Raw genomic sequence first — 21,861 nt, 5'->3', positions numbered from 1 at the left:
TAATACCCGGGAATAATTTCCCGGTTTTGTATTTTTAGGAGGTGGCTGAATTATGGATAAATACTGTGTTATTGATATTGGTACGAATTCTATTAGAATGCTTATTGCAAAGATTGAAAGGGGCAATATTGTTCATATTGAAAAGTCCCTTGAGACGACTCGTATAGGAGAAGGTGTAAATAAAACAAAAGTATTATCTGAGGCCGCTATAGCTAGAAGTATTAATGTGTTAAGAGAGTTTAAGAATGAAGCAGTAAAACAAGGTATAGATAAAATAAATATAATTGCCACAAGTGCAGTTAGAGATGCTGTAAATAGAAATGAATTTATTAGGAATGTAAAGAATGAATTGAAGTTAGATGTTGAAATCATAAGTGGTGAAAGGGAAGCTCAGCTAGGGTTTTGTGGAGTTATTAATGGTATAGAGATAAATAATCGAGAGAACAATTTGCTTGTTATAGATATAGGTGGAGGGAGTACGGAGTTTGTTCTTGGGAATGGTCAAGGAATTAAGTATTCAAGAAGTTTAAATGTCGGTGCGGTTAGAATGACAGATAAGCATATAACTAATGATCCACCTACAGATACTGAGATATATAGCTTGACAGAGGATATAAGGAATATAATAAATAAAGTAATTAATATAATTAAAAAAAATAAGCCGGTACAGGTTATAGGTATTGGAGGTACAGTTACAACCCTTACAGCTATAGCCTTAGAATTGGAAAACTATGATAGAAAAAAGGTGCATAACTATCAATTGCAAATTAGAGAAATAGAAGAGATGATATATAGATTTGAAAATCTCAATAATGATGAACGAAAAAAAATTATAGGATTACAACCAAAACGTGCAGATATTATTTTGGCTGGAAGTAAGATATTATATGAAATACTTAATAGCTTAGATGTGAAAATAATTACTATAAGTGAGTTTGATAATCTTGAAGGATATATTTTTGATCATCTAGAACCTAGGGGATAAATAGAATTTTAGATTTTGGATATATCTAGATAAAAATAATTCTCTTTATTTATTGACAAAGCATTGAATTTATAGTAATATATATTTTGTCTCTAATATTAAATAATGTTCTGCCGGGGTGGCGGAACTGGCAGACGCACAGGACTTAAAATCCTGCGGTCCTTATAAGACCGTACCGGTTCGATTCCGGTCCCCGGCACCAACACGGCGGCGTAGCTTAGATGGCTAGAGCGTTCGGTTCATACCCGAAAGGTCGGTGGTTCGAGTCCACTCGCCGCTACCACTTTTAAAAATACAGGATTACAAAACTTTGTAGCTAATCTTTGAAAATTATATTTAACATGGCCCAGTAGTTCAGTTGGTTAGAACGCTAGCCTGTCACGCTAGAGGTCGAGAGTTCGAGTCTCTTCTGGGTCGCCAAATTTATTTAATAGAAAACACAGGAATATTCTCTTGTGTTTTTTTCATTTTTGAATGTATAAATTAAAGTTTGACATTGTTTCACTATATATGATGTCGAAATAAATATTAATTTATAATAATAATTATTATTGTCTACTAATGATATAAAATGTCTTAAATTTTTTTGAATATTCAGATGCGTATTGACAAAAATTTCAAATACTTCCTGTTATAATCATTTCTAACGGGAGGTGTTTTCTTATTATGCAGAAATTCAATATAGGAGCTATTAGAAAAATAGGTGGAAAATATGGACAAGCTATTAACATATTAGATAAAAGCTTTATTTTTTTAGGACTCTTGGCATTTTTATTGGGACGAGCTTCAATACTTGAAGGTTTAATGCCCTTTGGAGTGGCTTTTTTTTCAACAGTAATAGTAAAAGATAAAAAAAATTTTATATTGGGGGCTATTGTCTTATTAGGCTTAATAACTGTTGAAACCGAAAAATATAGGTATATAGCTACTATGATTACAATACTAATTTCTTCAAGATATATGATAGGAAATATAAATTTTAATGTTTTTAAGCTAGCCCTTTTATCAGGAATTATCACGTTTATATCTGGTATAATATATACTGTATTTACCAACTTTTATCTCTATGATCTATTTATGATAGGGTTTGAATCAGTTGTAGTATTTGTTTTTACCTATATTCTTTCATATGCAATTCCAGCTTTAAAATACAATTCAAATAGAAAGGTTTTGTCAAATGAAGAAGTTATTTGTATAGCTATAGTAGCTGCAGTGGCCATATTAGGCTTATCTCAAGTAAATATATGGGGCTTTTCTTTAAAAAATATTTTAGGAATATTGTTAACTTTATTCTTTGCATATAATGGAGGAGCAGCCATTGGAGCAGCTGTAGGAGTTACTATTGGTGTTATAACCAGTATGACAACAACGACAACCCCCACTATTATTGGTATATATGCCTTTTCAGGATTATTAGGAGGTATATTTAAAGATATAGGAAAAATTGCTTCTGCTTTAGGAATAATTTTAGGTAATTCAATATTAACTTTTTATATCAATGGTTCTACAGAAACATTAATACAATTTGAAGAAATATTAATAGCCTTTGTAATTTTTATAATAACTCCAAAGGCATTATCGAATTATATGGCTAAGATTATTAATTCAAAAGTAAATAGTATTGAAATGGACAGAATGTATAGCGAAAGGATAAAAAAATTAACTATTAAGCGATTGAAAGAATACTCAACGGCTTTTTCAGAATTGGCTGAAACATATTCTTTAATAGCCGAGAAGGAAGAAATTATAGAGAATAGAGAAATCACAAATATTATTAATGATATTGCCAATTCCATATGTTTAGATTGTAGTATGAAAAGAAGTTGTTGGGAAAACTATTTTTATAGTACATATAATGGAATGATGGATGCTATTACTTTACTAGAAGCTGATGGGAAATTAGATAAAAGCAATTTACCTATTTACTTAAAAAAGAAATGCTTAAAGGAAGATAAACTTATAGATAAGATCAATGGAATTTATGAGATACATAAAGTAGGATATAAATGGAGTAAAAAACTTTTTGAGATGAGACAATTGGTTTCAGACCAATTTAATGGAATATCCAGTATTATAGATGATTTATCTACTGAAATAGAAACAAAGGTTGAATTTAAAAAGGATGTAGAAGATGCTCTTTATGTAGCTTTTGACAAAGAACGAATATTTATAGACAATATTACTGTACTTGAAAACGAAAGGGGTAAATTTCAAATAGATATAGAAAAGAAGAACTGTTATAAAAGAAATATATGTGAAAAGCAGATAATATCATTAGTTGTCAAAGTGATTGGAAGAGATGTAATAAAGAAAAATCCAGGATGTACTTTTAATGAAGAAAGAAGCTGTATTCTTCAGCTTGTTGAAGCTCAGAGATACAAAGTTAATACGGCGATAGCAAAAATTTCAAAGAATAGTGATAATATTAGTGGAGACAGTTATTCATTTTTAAACCTTAATGATAATAAATATATGATTGCCCTAAGTGATGGAATGGGATTTGGTGAAAAGGCAGCAAAAGAGAGCAGTGCCACGATAACATTATTAGAACAACTAATGGAAGCGGGATTTAGTAAAGATATAGTCATAAAGACTATTAATTCAGTTCTTATGTCAAAGTCTTTAGACGAAGCCTTTTCGACCATAGATTTAGCTATAATAGATCTTTATACAGCTAAGGTTGAATTTATAAAGAGTGGAGCAGTGGCTTCCTTTATAAAAAGATCCAATGGTGATGTAGAAGCAGTAGAGACATCTTCTTTGCCGGCTGGAATAATAAATGAAATATATTTAGATAATAAAATAGTGAAGCTAAATGATGGAGATTTTGTAATAACAATGTCTGATGGAGTTTCAGATGCAGATAAGAATTTTATTAATAAAACAGACTGGTTAGTAGATTTACTGAGCAAAATTGATTGTAGAAACCCTCAAAGTATTGCTGATGCAATATTAGATGCAGCCTTAGAAAAAAGTGGTAATAAAATAGAGGATGATATGACAGTTTTAGTTACTAAGATATGGCAAAAATAATTAAGTAATATAATTGCATAATTCAAATGGATGACAATTGAATATGCAAATATTATAATTAATTTTACTATTTAAAGTACAATCTATTTAAGACTGGGTTCATGACTTAGTCTTTTTTCTATAGTCGAAATGAGATATAATAGAAATTATTGAAAAATATTAATAATATGAATTAAAAAAATAATATAATTTAGGAGTGAAAAAATTTAGTGATACATTTATTGTATATTGAATTTCATTGTTTTGTTAATTCTATTATTAAGTATGAGGTTTAAGGAGGTAAGGATATGTTAAATAAAAATCTAGTGGAAGACGTACTAGATGCAACACTTTCTACAGGGGGAATATTTGCTGAAGTTTTTGTTGAAGATAAGCTTAATACATCCATTGATATGGTAGGAGGGAAGGTTGAAAGTACAATATCAGGAAGAGATTATGGTATAGGAATAAGAATTTATGATGGGGTAAAGAGTGTTTATGGCTATACTAATGACTCCTCCAAGGACAATTTAATAAAAGTGGCCAAAGAAACAGCAGCTGCTATACAGGATTCCAAAAAAGATCTAAAAATTAATTTAGAGAGAAACCATATTCGTAATATCCATAATATAGTAGTTGACCCAAAGGATGTTTCAAATCTAGATAAGGTAAATTTAATGAAGAGAGCGTATTATGCAGCTAAAAATTATGATGAGGTTATTTCTCAGGTAAAGGTTAGATATATTGATTATAAGCAAAATGTTCTTATTGCAAACTCTGAGGGCTTATTTGTAGAGGATGAAAGAGTTAGAACTAGAACTATAATTAATGCCATAGCTTCGGCAAATGGGGAAATGCATTCAGGGTATTTTGGACCAGGTGGACATATAGGCTTTGAATTTTACGAAAAAATAAATATAGAGGAATATGCAAAGGAAGCCGCAAGAACTGCAAAAACAATGATTCGTGCAGGGATTTGTCCAAGTGGTAAAATGCCAGTTGTTATAGATAATGGCTTTGGAGGCGTTATATTCCATGAAGCCTGTGGACATGGCTTAGAGGCAACATCTGTTGCAAAAGGAACATCGGTATTTACAGATAAAATCGGTGAGCAAATTGCTTCCGATGTTGTAACAGCAATTGATGATGGTACGATTCCCAATGCTTGGGGGTCCCAAAATATAGATGATGAAGGGACTCCTATGAAAAAAAATATACTAATAGAAAATGGAATACTAAAGGGGTATTTAGTTGATAAAATAAATGGTAAGAAGATGAATATGCAGTCAACTGGTTCAGGAAGAAGACAGTCTTATAAATATTCTCCAACTTCCAGAATGACAAATACTTATATAGCGTCAGGTAAGCACAGCTTAGAAGAAATAATAGAGAGCACAGAATATGGATTATATGCAAAATATATGGGTGGAGGCTCAGTTAATACAGCCACTGGAGAGTTCAATTTTGCGGTTTCTGAAGGATATATTATAAAAGATGGTAAAATAGACAAACCTGTAAGGGGGGCCACTTTAATAGGTACTGGACCAGAAATTCTAAAGAAGATAGATATGGTAGGAAATAATTTAGCCCATGGACAAGGGATGTGTGGATCAATAAGCGGTTCAATACCAACTAATGTTGGGCAACCTGCAATTAGAGTGCAGTCCATGACAGTTGGTGGAAGAAAGGGGGATGAATAATGGATAAAGATAAATTTATAAAAACTATATTTGATAAAGGAAAGAAGCAGGGAATAGATGATATGGAAATCTATATTCAGAGAAGAAAAAATCTGAATATAAAGGTTTTTAAAAGTGAAATAGATAAATACAGTATTTCCGATGAAAATGGTCTATCCTTTAGAGGAGTTTACAAGGGGAAAATGGGATATTCCTATACAGAAAAATTGGATGAGAGTTCAATTGACATAATTATAAAAGAAGCAATAGATAATGCCAAAATCATAGATAGTGATGATGAAGAATTTATTTTTGAAGGCTCAAAGGAGTATAAGAAAATAAATAGTTTTAATGATGAGCTGGAGAGTATTCCTAATGAAGAAAAGGTTAAATTTACGAAATCAATGGAAGCTGCAGCTTTAAGAGAAGATGAAAGAGTTACAGCGGTTAATTATTGTATGTTTGGTGAAGAAATGATTGAAAGCACTTTAATTAATACTAAAGGTCTAAACTTAGAAAATAAATCAAACATTGCCTATGCTTATATATCAGTAATGGTTAAAGAAGACGATGATGTGAAAACTGGAACTAAATATATAATTTCAAATGATTATAATAAATTTGATTCTAAAGCTCTAGCATTGGAGGCAGTACAAAAAGGAATATCGATGCTTGGTGCAAAGAGCATTAAATCAGATAATTATTCTGTAATAATTAAAAACGATACAGCGGCTAGTTTGATAGAAGCCTATACTCCTGTTTTTTCAGCTGAAAATGTTCAGAAAGGACTTTCCATGTTAAAGGGAAAAGTAGATAAAAGTATAGCCAGCAGTATTATTACACTAATTGATAATCCCTTTATGAATGGTGGAATATCAACAAAAGCTTTTGATGGAGAAGGAGTGGCAACTAAAAAGAAGAATATTATAGAAAATGGGATCCTTAAAACTTATCTGCACAATCTTAAAACTGCAAGAAAAGATGGAGCTAAGTCAACGGGAAATGGATACAAAGCCTCATATAAATCAGTAGTTTCAATAGCTCCTACAAATATGTATATTGAAAACTGTAATATTACTTATGAGAAAATGATAGAAGGTATAGAAAAGGGTATTATTATTAATAGTCTTCAAGGGCTTCATGCCGGGGTAAATACAGTGTCTGGAGAATTTTCATTATCGGCTAATGGATATCTTATAGAAAATGGGAAAATTATCAGACCAGTAAATCAAATAACAGTTGCAGGAAACTTTTATGAAATGCTAAAAAATGTTGAAGCGGTAGGAAATGATTTAGAATTCACCTTGCCAAGTGGAGGGGGGTATATTGGTTCACCTTCATTAAAAATAAAAGAGCTCTCTATTTCAGGAGAATAAGAGAAAAAGTAATGTAAAAACTAAACCAGTTTATCCTTTTCCTTTAATTTAACTCACTTAAAAATTAGAAATTTAAATAGTGAAAGCATATTAATACACTTTAAACCATTACAGGTATAAATTTCCTTTGGTTTGTATATACTAAATTAATGGACAAGCATTAAAAATATTACTTAAGATAATTGCATAATATATATTGTTTTAGAGATCTCAAAGCTATATAATAGTTAGTTTTCTCATAAGGTAATTATGCTTTCCTCACTTTATTATAGTGAAAGTATGTCCAATTTTAATTTATTTTACTATACATATGAAAACCAGGGGGTTAGGTTATGAAGGAAATGAAAATAAATCAGGTCATAGTTGTTACCGATGGAAGATCTAATATTGGAGGTGACCCTATTGTTGCTGCAAGGGAAGCTGCAAGAAATAATATTGTAGTAAGCGCTATAGGGATTGTGGACAGGTCTGATGTCGATGAAAGTCCTATTCAGGAAATACAAGACATAGCCGCCAATGGTGGAGGAGAATGGGAATTAACCTATATTGAAAATTTAAGTAATACACTTCATATGCTTACACAGAGAACGATAAATAAAACAATAAATACAGTAGTAAATAAACAATTAAAAGAAATTATAGGTTCAGAGCTTGATGAAATTGAACCCAAAAATAGAAATAAATTTGTTGATTATATAGAAAATTTAAGTGATGAAATACATATAAAATGCTGTATTCTTATGGATTGCAGTGGGAGTATGAAGCCTAAAATTAATAAGGCAAGGGAAAGTATAATAGATCTAATGAATTCTTTGAAAGCTAGAAAAGGTAAAAGTGAAATTTCTGTAATAGCTTTTCCTGGTAAAAGCAGAGAAATGACAAATCTTATTAATGGTTTTAGCGATGATGTGGATTTTATAAAAAATGAAATATACAAGATGGATACTGGAGGGACGACTCCGACTGCACCTGCAATATATAGTGCTATAGAGTTGTTCACAAATAAAGCAAAACAGTTTGAAGAAACAATAGAAGAGGAACCTTTTTTTGCAGAAAGTACTGTATAAAAAAAACGGCTAGTATTAGCCGCTTTTTTTATATAATAAGGGAGTTTGAAAATGGGATTAGAAGGCAAAATAATTACTGGAAAGTGGAATAAAAATTCATACAAAATTATTAGTCTTTTAGGAAAAGGTGGAATTGGTAAGGTATATAAAGCCTTAAATATGAAAGATAAAACCTATTATGCATTAAAAATATCTGAGGATTTACACAGTATTACCAAGGAGTCAAATATGCTTGATAAATTCCACCAAATAAGAACAATTCCTAGTGCTATAGAATTAGATGACTATGAAGAAGCAGGAAAAACATATTACTTTATAGTATTAGAATATATATATGGAGAAAATTTAAAAAGATATATTTTAAAAAATAAGTTAAATTTAAAAGAAATAGTGGGTATAGTAATAATAATTGGTGAGGTGATTGAACAGTTCCATAAAAAAGGTTATATATTTGGCGATCTTAAACTTGAAAATATTATGATGGATAAAAGAAATGGAGAAATAAGAATTATTGACTTAGGCTCAGTAGTTCCAATAGGAGCTAGTATAAAAGAATTTACACCTTTATATGATAGAGCAAAATGGGATATGGGTTTTAGAAGAGCAGATGTTAAATATGATCTATTTGCCATATGTATGATTTTTGTGAATCTAATTTTAAGAAATGAGAATAAACTCTTAGATATGGAGATAAGTCATATAATAAAAGAGCTTAAAAAAAGAAAGATCAACAAAAAAATTATTAGGCTTATAATAATGGGATTGTATCAAAAAAATATATTATTTGAGGAGTTTCTAAATGAATTAAAAAAAACATATAAAACCCTTCGCAATGAAATGAAAATACGATATAATGATAGAGTTAACTTAATAATTAATGTGTTTTTTATTACATCATTCTTAAGCTTTGTTATCATTTTAGCTTTTTCTATAAAAAGTATTTAAAAGTTTATTTGCATATTACCTTTGACTCTTAATATTTTCTTTTTTATATATAGGGTTTAAATAGTAAAACTTAGTTTATACATGTACAAATACTTAAGATTTCTGGGAGTTTTGTACATGTATAAACTAAAGTCTTTACTTAAATCCCTATACAGGTATAATAAAAAGTGTCTGGAGAGAAAAATCATGGATATAATGGAGAAATTTTTAGAAACTATTGAAAAAAATAATCTTATAGAAAAAAATGAAAAAATAGTCATAGGAGTTTCAGGAGGACCAGATTCTATCTGTCTACTTCACCTTATATGGAGATTAAGAAAAGACTTGAATATAGAACCTTTTGTCGTTCACCTCAATCATCAATTTAGAGGAAAAGAAGCTAAAAAGGATGAAAAATACGTAGAAGAATTTTGCCAAAGCCTTGGAGTTAAATTATTTATTTTTTCATATGATGTTAGTAAATACAGTAGTGAAAAAGGTATAAGCTTTGAAGTCGGTGGTAGGGAACTTAGGTATGGATTGTTTCATAAAGTGGCAAAGCAAACCGGTGCAACAAAGATCGCAATTGCTCAAAATCGCAATGATCAGGCAGAGACTGTTTTAATGAGACTTATTAGAGGAGCTGGATTAGATGGACTTACGGCTATAGATTATAAACGTGATGGAAATATAATAAGGCCTTTGCTTGATATAAGCAGAAAAGAAATTGATGATTATTGTGAAAAAAATGCATTAATGCCTAGGATAGATAAAACAAATTTAGAGGCTATATATACAAGAAATAAAATCAGATTAGAACTTATACCCTATATAGAAAAAAATTTTAATCCTGCAATCATAGAGGCACTGTGGAGAAGTTCTAATTTGCTTAAAGAGGATAATAGTTGCCTTAATTTGCTAACTGAAGAGGAATTACAAAAAGTAGTTGCTCAAAAAAATAATAATCAATGTTTATTAAGCAAAAAAAAGTTTGATAGATTACATATTGCAATAAAAAAAAGAATTTTGAGACGATCTATAAAGCAGGTCAAAGGAGATTTAAAGGATATTGGATTCACTCATATAGAAAATATATTAGATCTTATTCATAAAAAAAATGTAGGTTCTAGATTAGATTTGCCTGGGCATATCACAGTTCAGCTTGGGTATAATAGTATAGATATAAAAAATAACAAAGCTTTAGAAAAGAAAAATTTTGATTTTAATTATAAGCTTAATATAGCTAAAACCACTTATATAAAAGAATTAAGTGCTTCAATAAAACTAGAAATAATACATGGTTCCGATATTAATGACAATACAAAAAATTTAAAAACAGCATTTATAGATTATAATAAAGTAAGTGGAGACTTAACTATAAGAAATAGGAAGCGAGGAGATAGATTTAAACCTCTAGGAATGAGAGGAAGCAAAAAAATAAAGGATTATTTTATTGATAAAAAGGTTCCTAAGGAGATTAGAAACAAAATTCCAATACTATGTGATGAAAAAGGAATAATATGGGTTATAGGCTATAGAATGAGCGAAGAGTATAAAGTAGACAATCAAACTAAGAAAATGATTAAAATAACATATATGGAAGGTTGTCTAGAAAATTAAAATATGTTAGAATTAAGAGACTCGGTTTTGGCCGTTTGAAAGGAGGAGGGTTCTTGAGAAAATTTTTTAGAGGCGCTAGCTTTTATATCCTGATATTCATCATAATATTAATGATAGTACAGTTTTATACAAAGCAGCCGGAACAAGTAGATGAAATTAGCTTTTCAGAGCTTACAATTAATTTAGAGAATAATAATGTAAAAGAGATACATTTAATTAATAATAGAGTACAGGGTGTACTAAAGGGAGAAGGAGGAAAGTTTACTTCTTATATTCCTCAGGCTATTAATACTGAAGCTTTTACTGAAAGTTATATCTTTCCCGCTATAAAGGAAGGACTTAAGCTTACAGGAGAACCTCCAGCAGGAACTCCTTGGTTTATAGATATATTACCTTCAGTATTTATGATTTTAATATTCGTTGTTTTTTGGTTTGTATTTATGCAGCAGTCCCAAGGCGGAGGAAGTAGAGTGATGTCCTTTGGAAAAAGTAAAGCTAAGCTGCATAAAGAAGACAATAAAAAGAAAGTAACCTTTAATGAGGTTGCGGGTCTTGATGAAGAAAAGGAAGAATTGAAGGAAATAGTTGACTTTCTAAAAAGTCCAAGAAAATATATAGAATTAGGAGCTAGAATACCGAAAGGAATCCTTATGGTTGGTCCTCCAGGTACTGGTAAAACTTACCTTTCTCGTGCTGTTGCTGGGGAAGCTGGAGTTCCTTTCTTTAGTATTAGTGGATCAGATTTTGTTGAAATGTTTGTTGGTGTAGGTGCTTCTAGAGTACGTGACTTATTTGAACAGGCAAAAAAGAATTCGCCATGTATTGTCTTTATAGATGAGATAGATGCTGTAGGTAGAAAAAGAGGAGCAGGACTTGGTGGTGGCCACGATGAAAGAGAGCAGACTCTTAATCAGCTATTGGTTGAAATGGATGGCTTTGGCATTAACGAAGGGATCATTATAATAGCTGCGACCAACAGACCGGATATATTGGACCCCGCATTGCTTAGACCAGGAAGATTTGATAGACAAGTAGTAGTAGGTATACCTGATGTGAAAGGAAGAGAAGCAATACTTAAAGTGCATTCTGCAAATAAACCTTTAGCAGATGATGTTAATTTAAAAGTATTGGCTAGAAGAACACCAGGATTTACCCCTGCTGATTTGGAAAACTTATTGAATGAAGCTGCATTGCTTTCAGCAAGAAAAAATAATAAGAAAATTTATATGGATACTTTAGAAGAAGCTATTACTAAAGTTATAGCTGGTCCCGAAAAGCGAAGTCGAGTTATAAGTGAAAAAGATAAAAGGCTAACTGCTTATCATGAGGCAGGTCATGCAGTCGTTGCTAGACTTTTACCTAATACGGACCCAGTTCATCAGGTAACCATTATTCCCCGTGGTAGAGCCGGCGGTTTTACTATGATGCTTCCTAAAGAAGATAAGTATTATATGACTAAAACAGAAATGGAAGAAAGAGTAGTACATCTTTTAGGAGGTAGGGTGGCAGAGCAGCTTATATTACATGATATTAGTACTGGAGCCCAGAATGACCTTCAAAGAGCTACTGAAATAGCTAGAGGTATGGTTACCAAATATGGTATGAGCAAAAACTTAGGACCTATGACCTATGGTTCAGGAGAGGAAGTATTTTTAGGTAGAGATTTTTCATCTAAGAAAGACTATTCAGAAGAAGTTGCTGCTCAAATAGATAAAGAGACTAGAGATATAATAGATAATGGATATGAAAATGCTGAAGCCTTATTAACTGAGCATATAAACAAACTTCATCAAGTGGCTAAGGCTTTACTTGTTCATGAAACATTAAATGCCGATGAATTTGAAATAGTCTTCACACAAGGTTTAGAAGCATTGCCAAAGGTTGAGGAAAATAATACCAAGGACGATAACGCCAGTGAAGATAATAAGAAAGAAGATATTAATCATGACGATGATGATAGAGTAGATTTTTAAAAAATAATTAGTCATAAAAAACGAAATCCTCAAATTTAGGGTTTCGTTTTTTATAGAAATATAAATTAAGGAGGGAAAAATATGAAGTTTGATCTTAAAGTTGGAATGATGGCTGAGGTTGAAAAAGTTGTTGGTGAGAAGGATACAGCTGAAAGCTTTGGAAGCGGTTCAATTAAAGTTTTTGCAACGCCTATGATGGTTGGACTAATGGAAAATGCCTCACTTAAATCCGTCGATCCTCATTTACCTAAAGATTATGCAACAGTGGGAACACATTTGGATGTAAAGCATTTAGCTGCCACTCCTGTAGGTATGAAGGTTAAAGCTAAAGCAGAGCTTATAGAGATAGATGGTAAGAAATTAAAATTTAAAATTGAAGCCTATGATGAGAAGGATAAAATAGGAGAAGGATATCATAGTAGATATATAATAAACTCACCTAAATTTATTGAGGCAAGCAAGGAAAAGTTATAAAAATAACGAGATTTTGCTAAAATACTTATAATATCTTACAAGTTTTTATAAGCAATTTGCAAAAAAAAGATTTGAAAGTGAATAATAATTATTGTATAATTATATAGAAGCTAAGAGTTTATGAATGTTGCTCAAAAAACACATCAGCGACAGGATGCTTTTTGAGATAGCTCATAAATTATTTGCGAAATAGTTAAAAATATAACTATTAAATGCCAGATTTTTATTCAAGTGATTTCCCAATCACTTATCTTTAGAAGTCAAACGGCATAGGAATTTTACTTTTTATAAGTGAAGCCTCCTATGCCGTTCTCTAGTTTTTTGAAAAAAATAGTCATTAGACACACTATAAAGGAAGCAGCAATGAATGCAGACAAGGAAAACGATTTTATAGCATTGGCATATTTGACCAAATAAAGCAAATTTGTATTTTGAAAATTATACGAAAATATTGAAAAGATATAGGTATATTAATATAGTTAATTTGAAAAACTAAGGTATAAAGTTATAATAAAAAATTTTAAATTCATCTTGTTATACCAATAATAGGTTTATACATAAAGAATTTGAAAGGGGTGATAAAAGAAAAAGTTGTATAATAATTTATTCAAATCCAAGAAGAGGGGGAAATGATAATGAAATTTGATGTAATAGCCTGGATTTTAAATCCATTTATACTTATGTTTTTAGCAGTATTTACAGGAATGCTATTTGGGAAAATAAGATTTGGAAAATTTAACTTTGGTGTTTCAGGAACACTTTTTACTGGCCTCATTATTGGGTGGTGGGCATTTGGATATGCCCAAAACTTAGCAGTAAACCCATCAGTAGCAAAATCCACAGCAAAAACAGCAGCAAAGATAATTGATGCACCGGTTATACCAAAGGACTTTTTTGACTTATTCCTCATACTATTTGTTGCAGCAGTTGGTTTATTAGCGGCTAAAGATATGGGGGTAGTTCTTAAAAAATATGGTACAAAATTTGTACTCTTGGGTTTTGTTATTACATTACTTGGTGCTGGAGCTACTTATGGTATGACACTTCTGAGTGGAGCACTTGATATTAAATCCACACCATATGAGGTATCTGGAGTTTATACTGGTGCATTAACTAGCTCTCCGGGACTTGCAGCAGCAATAGAAACTGCAAAGGGGCATTCTAGTCATAGAGTAGAAGAATTTGAAAATGCAAGCATAGAAGAAAAAAAGAGGATATTAGAAGATATTGGAGTAGACCCTAATACGGTAGATTTAGCTACTTATAAATTAACTGAAAAACAGGGAAGTCAATTCATAAAAAATGCTGAAGCCGGAATTGGTGTAGGTCATGCAATAGGATATCCTTTTGGAGTATTGGTAGTAATAATAGCAGTTAACTTCTTCCCTAAAATTTTTGGTATTAATGTTGAAAAGGAAATGAAAAACCATAGAGCGGAAATGGAAGCTGCAAAGAGTTCATCAGGTATGAAGGAAATTAAAGAAGTAGGATTTGATTTGACAGCATTTGTAATAGCATGTTTTTTCGGTTATTCATTAGGAAAAATCAAAATATATCTTGGATCTGCACTTGGAGATTTTAGTCTAGGTTCTACAGGTGGTGTTCTTATTGGCTCGCTTATTTTGGGTTATATAGGTAAAATTGGAAAACTTAACTTTAGAATGAATAATAAAATATTAGGAGTGGTAAGACAAATATCATTGGCCTTCTTTTTAGCTATAGTTGGATTGCGATATGGATTTAAAGTATTTGATGCTTTGGCTGGATCAGGGGCATATCTAGCTTTAGTAGGTTTAGTAGTAGGGATTGTAGCTATGATGACTGGATTCCTAATCGGAAAATATGTATTTAAAATCAATTGGATTATGTTATCAGGAGCTATATGTGGAGGCATGACTTCGACACCAGGATTAGGCGCTGCTATAGATGCAGTGGGTAGTGACGAACCGGCAGCGGGCTATGGTGCCACGTATCCATTTGCATTGTTGGGAATGGTTATATTTACAATTATATTACACAGACTACCAATGTAATGAAAAGTAGATTGTCATAGAAGTTTTTAGAAAAATGTTTTATATGCTTCACAATTTGTTAAAAAAATGATAAAATTAATGATGAGAATAAATGAATAAAAAAGAATTCATTTGTTGCAGATTTAATCTGAAGCATTTAAGGCAAGGTGATATTGTGGAACCAGATGAAATTTTTATAACAGGGTATGCAAAATTACCTAAAGGAATAACTGCTACAGAGCTTTACAAAGTAATAGCTGTAGGTTTAATAGTAAATAGAAAAACAGGTATTATTGTAGATGCAGATTGTTCTCTAGTGACCAGAGTAGCTAAAGAATTTTTTAGAGAAATTGTATTGGGAAAAGATCTAAATGATTATCAAGAAATCCAGGCTACTTTGAAAGAGATGTACTTTGGTTCTGCAAAAAAAGCGCTGATATCAGCCCTCAAAACATGTAATGAAAAATTTAAGCAAATTACAGAAAATAGTTTCGAAGTAAATGATAACTAAAAATTTCTATGATACGATATAAATATTCAACTTTCAAGTTTTAGTATATTTATAAATAATCGGTAGGCACATATTATGGATGTTAAAATTCAATTATGGATTTTATTACATCTATAATTACAATGCTTTAAATTTTGAAATGCAAGCTGATTATTGTAAATAGTATTTAAATTGAAATGATGTTTATTTCTACTCATAATCTACATTTAGCTTTATTATTTATGGAAGCAAAATACCCTTTTGTTTCATCAGTAAATAAAACAAAGTTAGATGACTGGTGGTTAAAGTAATGCATTTTTCCAGTCTATCTAACTTTTTTTTTATTAAATAATATATATATTTTTAGGTAAAAATACTTTTATATGTTATATATAATTCATATTTTCTAATGAAAAGTATAAAAACTAGAAATCTTATTTTACTATTGATATTTTGTAAATATGAGGGAGGAAAAAATATGATAATGGATAGAATAAGAAGAGAGGACCTTAAAAGTAAGATAAAAACAGCAGATGAGGCTTCCATGTTTATAAAAGATGGAATGACAATTGCAACCAGTGGATTTACTCCATCGGGATATCCTAAAGCAGTGCCATTGGCTTTAGCCAAAAGAGCTGAAGGTGGTGAAAAGCTGAATATCACTGTTATTACAGGAGCATCTGTTGGAGATGAATTAGATGGCGCACTATCAAGAGCAGGTGTAATGACAAGAAGATATCCATATCAAACAAATAAAGCATCTAGAAACGCTATAAATGAAGGAAAGATTATGTATCAGGATATGCACCTTAGTCATGCAGTTCAATTTATGAATTATGGTTTTCTTGGGAAAATAGATGTTGCTCTTGTAGAAGCCTTGGCAATTACTGAGGAAGGTGGAATTATACCGACTACATCTGTAGGGATTTCTCCTCAAGCTATAGAAAATGCAGATGTAGTTATTGTTGAAATAAATACAAGTCAACCTATGGGATTAGAAGGGATGCATGATATTTATATAACTGAAAATCCTCCTAATAGGAAGCCTATTCCTATTTTAAATACTGGAGATAGAATAGGAACTCCATATATGCCTTGTGATCCAGAAAAAATAGTTGCAATAGTTGAATGTGATATTAAAGATAAAGTTAGGCCACTAGGCCCAATAGATGAAGACTCTAAAAAGATTTCTGGACATATAATTGAATTTTTAGAGCATGAAGTAAAAATGGGGAGATTGCCTAAAAATCTATTGCCGCTGCAATCTGGAGTTGGATCAGTGGCTAATGCTGTATTAGGAGGTCTTTTAGATTCTAAATTTGAAAACTTGACTTGCTATACAGAAGTTATTCAAGATTCTATGTTTGATTTAATAGATGCAGGAAAAGTAATCGTGGCTTCAGGAACATCCTTAACACCTTCTGAAGAAGGTTTAAAGAGGCTGTATGCTAATATAGATCATTATGCTAAGCATTGTATATTAAGACCTATGGAGATAAGTAATAATCCAGAGGTTGCTAGGAGACTTGGGGTTATAGCTATGAATACTGCTATAGAATTTGATATTTATGGGCATGTTAATTCTACAAATATTATGGGATCAAGAATAATGAATGGTATTGGAGGTTCAGGAGACTTTACTAGAAATGCTTACCTTTCAATGTTTACAACTGTATCAACAGCTAAAGGCGGAGATATATCTTCAATAGTTCCCTTTGTTTCCCATGTGGATCACACTGAGCATGATGTGGAAGTTGTAGTTACTGAACAAGGATTAGCAGATCTTAGAAATACCTCTCCAACTGAGAGAGCTAAAAAGATTATAGATAACTGTGCTCATCCTGATTATAGACCTATATTAAAAGATTATTTCCAAAGAGCAATGAAGGGTAAATTTAAGCATGAACCTCATATAATGGATGAAGCTTTATCTATGCATGCAAGGTTCATGGAAAAGGGAACAATGAAAATAAAATAGTTGATGTTGCCTATACTTGGCTACACTACAAATTGTATACAAACTGAAAGCTTTATACATGTATAAATACTCTGAAATTAATTACTAATTGCTCTTTTTATGTTATTCTATATAGAGTGATATGTAGTGTAGCTAAATAGCAATATAAAGACATCAAAAAAGGAGGAAAAGTGATGTTTGATAAGGAAAAATTAGCTAAAATTAAAGAAGACAGCCACGCTTTTGAAACAAAAACTCAAAAATCATTAGAAAAAAGACCTGAAAGACAAGAAAAATTTTATACTGGATCTGGTGATGAAGTAAATAGATTATATACACCAGCAGATATTGAAGATTTTGATTATAGTGAGGAATTAGGTTTCCCAGGAAAATATCCATATACTCGTGGTGCTCAGCCTACGATGTACAGAGGAAGACTTTGGACCATGAGAATGTATGCTGGATTTGCCACTGCTGAGGAATCAAACAAGAGATATAAATACCTTATAGAACAAGGATCAGCTGGATTATCTGTTGCATTTGACTTGCCTACTCAAATTGGCTATGACTCAGATCATGCCCTTTCAGAAGGAGAAGTTGGTAAAGTTGGTGTTGCTATTGATTCATTAGCAGATATGGAAATATTATTTGATGGAATACCACTTGACAAAGTAAGTACTTCAATGACTATAAATGCACCTGCTTCAGTATTGTTAGCTATGTACATAGCAGTTGGAGAAAAGCAAGGTGTACCTGCAGAGAAATTAAGAGGGACTATACAAAATGATATATTGAAAGAGTATATAGCCCGTGGAACATATATATTCCCAACAGAACCATCTATGAGACTCATAACTAATATTTTTGAATATTGTTCAAAAAATGTTCCAAAATGGAATACAATAAGTATTTCAGGATACCACATTAGAGAAGCTGGATCTACAGCAGCACAAGAGGTAGGATTTACCCTTGCAGATGGTATTGCATATGTTGATGCTGCCATAAAGGCAGGCTTAGATGTAGATTCATTTGCACCTAGACTTTCATTTTTCTTCAATTCACACAATGATTTACTAGAAGAGATTGCTAAATTTAGAGCTGCAAGAAGGTTGTGGGCTAAGATTATGAAGGAAAGATTTGGGGCTAAAGATGCAAAATCTATGAGACTTAAGTTCCATACCCAAACAGGAGGCTCCACATTGACTGCTCAGCAGCCAGAAAACAATATAGTTCGTGTTGCTATTCAGACATTAGCTGCAGTACTCGGTGGAACTCAATCATTACACACTAACTCTAAAGATGAAGCATTAGCTTTACCTACTGAGGATTCTGTAAGAACAGCTCTTAGGACTCAACAGATAGTTGCATATGAAAGTGGTGTTACAAATACTGTAGACCCACTTGCTGGTTCATATTATATCGAAGCAAAAACTAAGGAAATCGAAGAAAGAGCTATGGAATATATTAGGAAGATTGATGATCTTGGTGGCGCTCCAAAGGCTATTGATATTGGGTATATCCAGCAAGAAATCATGGATGCAGCTTATCAATATCAAAAAGAAGTTGAATCAAATGATAGAATTGTTGTTGGTATGAATAAATTCCAAATCAAAGAGCAGCCGCCTAAAGGGTTACTTAGAGTTGATCCTTCAGTTGGAGAGAGTCAAAAAGAGAAGCTTGCTAAGCTAAGAGCAGAAAGAGATAATGAAGCAGTTAAAGAGAAATTGCAAGCATTGAAAGAGGCATGTAAAGGTAATGACAATTTAATGCCATTCATATTAGATGCTGTTAGAGCTTATGCTACTTTAGGAGAAGTTTGTGGAGTAATGAGAGAAGTATTTGGAGAATATCAACAATCTGTAAATTTATAGATAGTAGAGAAAAACGAAGAATGGAAAAAGGAGGAAAATTAAATGAATAGGCCTATTAGAGTTTTAGTTGCCAAGCCAGGCTTGGACGGTCATGATAGAGGAGCTAAAGTTATAGCTAGAGCGTTAAGGGATGCGGGAATGGAAGTAATTTATACTGGACTTAGACAAACTCCAGAGCAAATAGTGAGTGCTGCTATTCAGGAGGATGTTGATGTGGTTGCTATGAGTATATTATCCGGAGCACATAGCACTTTGCTTCCTAAAGTTGCGGATTTATTGAAAAATGAGGACGTAGATGATGTACTAGTTATCGGAGGAGGAGTTATTCCTGTTGATGACATTCCTGAGTTAAAAGAAAGAGGAATAGCAGAAATATTTACTCCTGGTACTCCAACACAGGTTACAATAGATTATATTAAGGAAAATATTAAGAGAAAATAAATTATTTTATCTGCCAAGTGCTCAGTGTTGTATGGATTTTAAATAGATAAAAAATCTTTAAGCACTTAGCACTTGCTACAGATAGTAATAAATGAATGTAAAAAAGATATTGTGTTTTTGTATTTAGTAAATTTTTGAATCATAAGGCATTGATATTATTACTAGCTCTATTAAAGTTCCAAGTTACAAGTTCCAAGTTCCAAGATAAACAAAAAAATAGTTTTAAAACTTGGAACTTAGAATTTGGAACTTAGAACTAACAAAGTGCTCCAGGCATCTTTGTTTTGAATAGGTGGTGTTGTATAAATGGAACTTGCTGAAAGATTGCTAAGAGGAGATAAAAGGGCTGCAGCCAGGCTTATAACTTTAGTTGAAAATAAAGATGAAGAAGCCTTTGAAATTTTAAAGAAAATTTATAATAAATCTGGAAAAGCCTATATTATAGGAATAACGGGTCCACCAGGTGCAGGGAAAAGTACATTAACAGATAAACTTGTTAAGTTTCTTAGAAAAGAAGATAAAAAGATAGGAATTATAGCTGTTGATCCTACAAGTCCTTTTACAGGAGGATCGATACTAGGCGATAGAGTAAGGATGACTGACCTTAGCTTGGATCGCGGAGTTTTTATTAGAAGTATGGGGACTAGAGGCCATCTTGGTGGTCTATCAGAATCTACTCAGGCAGCTATTAAAATACTAGATATTTATGGATGTGATTATATATTCATTGAAACTGTTGGAGTAGGTCAGTCAGAAGTGGATATAGTTAAGACATGTGATACTACTATTATGGTAATGGTTCCAGGACTTGGTGATGATATACAAGCTATTAAAGCTGGAATTATGGAAATAGGAGATGTTTTTGCAGTAAATAAAGCCGATAGAGATGGAGCAAAAAGAACTGCCAGAGAAATAGAAATGATGTTAGATTTTAATAAATCAGATTGGCGGCCGCCTGTTGAATTAGTTGTGGCCACAGAGAATAAAGGAATTAGTGAGCTTGTTGAACAAATAAAAAAACATAAGAACTATTTAGAAGAGACAGGAGAGAAAGAAGCAAGAAGAACTGAAAACTGTAAGAATGAAATAATTGATTTAGTTCAGCAAAAACTTATGAATGTATTATTAGACAAATCCAATAGAGAAGAAAAAATTGATGAATTGGCAAAAAAAGTTGCAACTAGAAAAATAGATCCTTATACAGCATGTGAACAAATTTTTGAAAGACTTAAATAGAACTTGAAGGCTAATATTTATACAAAGATATTACCCTTTTAAAGTTTTTCCTGAGGCAGTTGACAGAAGCAGTTGACCGATGAAGGATAATATATAAATATCAATATTATAATTATAAGGAGGATTTCAAAATGAAGGTTTTAAAGGTAGATCATATAGGTATAGCTGTTAAAAATTTAGATGAAACATTAAAGTTTTACACTGATGCCCTAGGATTAGAAGTTGAGGGAACTGAAACAGTAGAAGAGCAAAAAGTTAAAGTGGCGTTTTTACCAGTAGGAGATACAGAAGTGGAGCTTCTTGAGTCTACTTCACCTGATGGACCTATTGCTAAATTTATTGAAAAAAAAGGAGAAGGAATACAGCATATAGCATTCAAAGTTGAAAATATTGAAGAAGCTATTAAACATATGAAAGAAAAAGGATTTAGAATGATTGATGAAAAACCAAGATATGGTGCTGGCGGAGCTCAGATAGCTTTTATGCATCCTAAAAGCTCTCATGGTGTACTGGTTGAGCTTAGTGAAAGAAAATAATTATATAATACTATATTAAAATAATTTATGATTATAAACAAACTTATTAATTATATATAAAATATTATATAAATTTTTGAAAAAGTACTTTATGTAAAGAAACATACTATAGCAATAGGAGGTAAGAAAAGAAATGGCTGTAAACAAATTAGAAGATTTGAAAAAACGCCGCCAAAAGATAATGGAAGGCGGAGGAGCAAAGAGAGTA

Annotated in this window: 16 protein-coding genes and 3 tRNA genes; all 19 read left to right on the top strand. The window is 31.6% G+C overall.

Annotation, left to right across the window (positions count from 1 at the left end):
• The first annotated feature begins 52 nt into the window (after window positions 1-52).
• On the top strand, window positions 53-985 hold the full coding sequence (locus tag B5X81_RS25500) for a Ppx/GppA phosphatase family protein (protein WP_079495853.1): 933 nt from the start codon (window positions 53-55) through the stop codon (window positions 983-985).
• Window positions 986-1,097: 112 nt separating this feature from the next.
• Window positions 1,098-1,187: transfer RNA gene (locus B5X81_RS25495), tRNA-Leu, on the top strand.
• Window positions 1,188-1,191: 4 nt separating this feature from the next.
• Window positions 1,192-1,268 (top strand) — tRNA-Met (locus tag B5X81_RS25490).
• Window positions 1,269-1,328: 60 nt separating this feature from the next.
• Window positions 1,329-1,405 (top strand) — tRNA-Asp (locus B5X81_RS25485).
• Window positions 1,406-1,651: 246 nt separating this feature from the next.
• Window positions 1,652-4,018 (top strand): stage II sporulation protein E, encoded by a 2,367-nt coding sequence (spoIIE, locus tag B5X81_RS25480; RefSeq protein ID WP_079495852.1) that lies wholly within the window; start codon window positions 1,652-1,654, stop codon window positions 4,016-4,018.
• Window positions 4,019-4,305: 287 nt separating this feature from the next.
• Window positions 4,306-5,697: a TldD/PmbA family protein gene (locus tag B5X81_RS25475; protein ID WP_079495851.1), complete on the top strand. Its 1,392-nt coding sequence runs from the start codon at window positions 4,306-4,308 to the stop codon at window positions 5,695-5,697.
• Window positions 5,697-7,052 (top strand): TldD/PmbA family protein, encoded by a 1,356-nt coding sequence (locus B5X81_RS25470; protein WP_079495850.1) that lies wholly within the window; start codon window positions 5,697-5,699, stop codon window positions 7,050-7,052. The genes B5X81_RS25475 and B5X81_RS25470 overlap by 1 nt, the downstream gene beginning before the upstream one ends.
• Window positions 7,053-7,384: 332 nt before the next feature.
• Entirely contained in the window at window positions 7,385-8,119 is a 735-nt protein-coding gene (locus tag B5X81_RS25465) for a vWA domain-containing protein (protein WP_079495849.1), read from the top strand.
• 51 nt (window positions 8,120-8,170) lie between these two features.
• On the top strand, window positions 8,171-9,064 hold the full coding sequence (locus tag B5X81_RS25460; RefSeq protein WP_079495848.1) for a protein kinase domain-containing protein: 894 nt from the start codon (window positions 8,171-8,173) through the stop codon (window positions 9,062-9,064).
• 186 nt (window positions 9,065-9,250) lie between these two features.
• Window positions 9,251-10,663 (top strand): tRNA lysidine(34) synthetase TilS, encoded by a 1,413-nt coding sequence (gene tilS / locus B5X81_RS25455; protein ID WP_208985137.1) that lies wholly within the window; start codon window positions 9,251-9,253, stop codon window positions 10,661-10,663.
• A 53-nt stretch (window positions 10,664-10,716) separates the two neighbouring features.
• On the top strand, window positions 10,717-12,636 hold the full coding sequence (ftsH, locus tag B5X81_RS25450; RefSeq protein WP_079495846.1) for an ATP-dependent zinc metalloprotease FtsH: 1,920 nt from the start codon (window positions 10,717-10,719) through the stop codon (window positions 12,634-12,636).
• 81 nt (window positions 12,637-12,717) lie between these two features.
• A complete protein-coding gene (locus tag B5X81_RS25445) occupies window positions 12,718-13,110 on the top strand; it encodes a thioesterase family protein (protein ID WP_079495845.1) in 393 nt (130 codons plus the stop codon).
• A gap of 635 nt (window positions 13,111-13,745) precedes the next feature.
• Complete coding sequence (locus B5X81_RS25440; protein ID WP_079495844.1) at window positions 13,746-15,143, top strand: aspartate-alanine antiporter-like transporter; 1,398 nt, start codon at window positions 13,746-13,748, stop codon at window positions 15,141-15,143.
• A 91-nt stretch (window positions 15,144-15,234) separates the two neighbouring features.
• The gene (locus B5X81_RS25435; protein WP_079495843.1) at window positions 15,235-15,633 is read left to right on the top strand and encodes a DUF3870 domain-containing protein; all 399 of its coding nucleotides are present in this window, start codon (window positions 15,235-15,237) and stop codon (window positions 15,631-15,633) included.
• Between the two features lie 457 nt (window positions 15,634-16,090).
• Window positions 16,091-17,590 (top strand): acetyl-CoA hydrolase/transferase family protein, encoded by a 1,500-nt coding sequence (locus B5X81_RS25430; RefSeq protein WP_079495842.1) that lies wholly within the window; start codon window positions 16,091-16,093, stop codon window positions 17,588-17,590.
• A gap of 173 nt (window positions 17,591-17,763) precedes the next feature.
• Complete coding sequence (locus tag B5X81_RS25425; RefSeq protein ID WP_079495841.1) at window positions 17,764-19,440, top strand: acyl-CoA mutase large subunit family protein; 1,677 nt, start codon at window positions 17,764-17,766, stop codon at window positions 19,438-19,440.
• Between the two features lie 42 nt (window positions 19,441-19,482).
• A complete protein-coding gene (locus tag B5X81_RS25420) occupies window positions 19,483-19,881 on the top strand; it encodes a cobalamin B12-binding domain-containing protein (protein WP_079495840.1) in 399 nt (132 codons plus the stop codon).
• A 306-nt stretch (window positions 19,882-20,187) separates the two neighbouring features.
• On the top strand, window positions 20,188-21,117 hold the full coding sequence (meaB, locus tag B5X81_RS25415) for a methylmalonyl Co-A mutase-associated GTPase MeaB (protein WP_079495839.1): 930 nt from the start codon (window positions 20,188-20,190) through the stop codon (window positions 21,115-21,117).
• A gap of 131 nt (window positions 21,118-21,248) precedes the next feature.
• Entirely contained in the window at window positions 21,249-21,653 is a 405-nt protein-coding gene (mce, locus tag B5X81_RS25410) for a methylmalonyl-CoA epimerase (RefSeq protein WP_079495838.1), read from the top strand.
• The last annotated feature ends 208 nt before the right edge of the window (window positions 21,654-21,861 follow it).

The organism is Maledivibacter halophilus (genome assembly GCF_900167445.1).
Taxonomy (GTDB): domain Bacteria; phylum Bacillota; class Clostridia; order Peptostreptococcales; family Caminicellaceae; genus Maledivibacter; species Maledivibacter halophilus.
Note: the sequence above shows the minus strand (reverse complement) of the source record. Positions and strands in the feature narration are given on the sequence as shown.

Coding starts and splice junctions, on each gene's coding strand:
- B5X81_RS25500 (WP_079495853.1), top strand. CDS start 53: ATGGATAAATACTGTGTTATTGATATTGGTACGAATTCTATTAGAATG.
- spoIIE (WP_079495852.1), top strand. CDS start 1,652: ATGCAGAAATTCAATATAGGAGCTATTAGAAAAATAGGTGGAAAATAT.
- B5X81_RS25475 (WP_079495851.1), top strand. CDS start 4,306: ATGTTAAATAAAAATCTAGTGGAAGACGTACTAGATGCAACACTTTCT.
- B5X81_RS25470 (WP_079495850.1), top strand. CDS start 5,697: ATGGATAAAGATAAATTTATAAAAACTATATTTGATAAAGGAAAGAAG.
- B5X81_RS25465 (WP_079495849.1), top strand. CDS start 7,385: ATGAAGGAAATGAAAATAAATCAGGTCATAGTTGTTACCGATGGAAGA.
- B5X81_RS25460 (WP_079495848.1), top strand. CDS start 8,171: ATGGGATTAGAAGGCAAAATAATTACTGGAAAGTGGAATAAAAATTCA.
- tilS (WP_208985137.1), top strand. CDS start 9,251: ATGGATATAATGGAGAAATTTTTAGAAACTATTGAAAAAAATAATCTT.
- B5X81_RS25445 (WP_079495845.1), top strand. CDS start 12,718: ATGAAGTTTGATCTTAAAGTTGGAATGATGGCTGAGGTTGAAAAAGTT.
- B5X81_RS25440 (WP_079495844.1), top strand. CDS start 13,746: ATGAAATTTGATGTAATAGCCTGGATTTTAAATCCATTTATACTTATG.
- B5X81_RS25435 (WP_079495843.1), top strand. CDS start 15,235: ATGAATAAAAAAGAATTCATTTGTTGCAGATTTAATCTGAAGCATTTA.
- B5X81_RS25430 (WP_079495842.1), top strand. CDS start 16,091: ATGATAATGGATAGAATAAGAAGAGAGGACCTTAAAAGTAAGATAAAA.
- B5X81_RS25425 (WP_079495841.1), top strand. CDS start 17,764: ATGTTTGATAAGGAAAAATTAGCTAAAATTAAAGAAGACAGCCACGCT.
- B5X81_RS25420 (WP_079495840.1), top strand. CDS start 19,483: ATGAATAGGCCTATTAGAGTTTTAGTTGCCAAGCCAGGCTTGGACGGT.
- meaB (WP_079495839.1), top strand. CDS start 20,188: ATGGAACTTGCTGAAAGATTGCTAAGAGGAGATAAAAGGGCTGCAGCC.
- mce (WP_079495838.1), top strand. CDS start 21,249: ATGAAGGTTTTAAAGGTAGATCATATAGGTATAGCTGTTAAAAATTTA.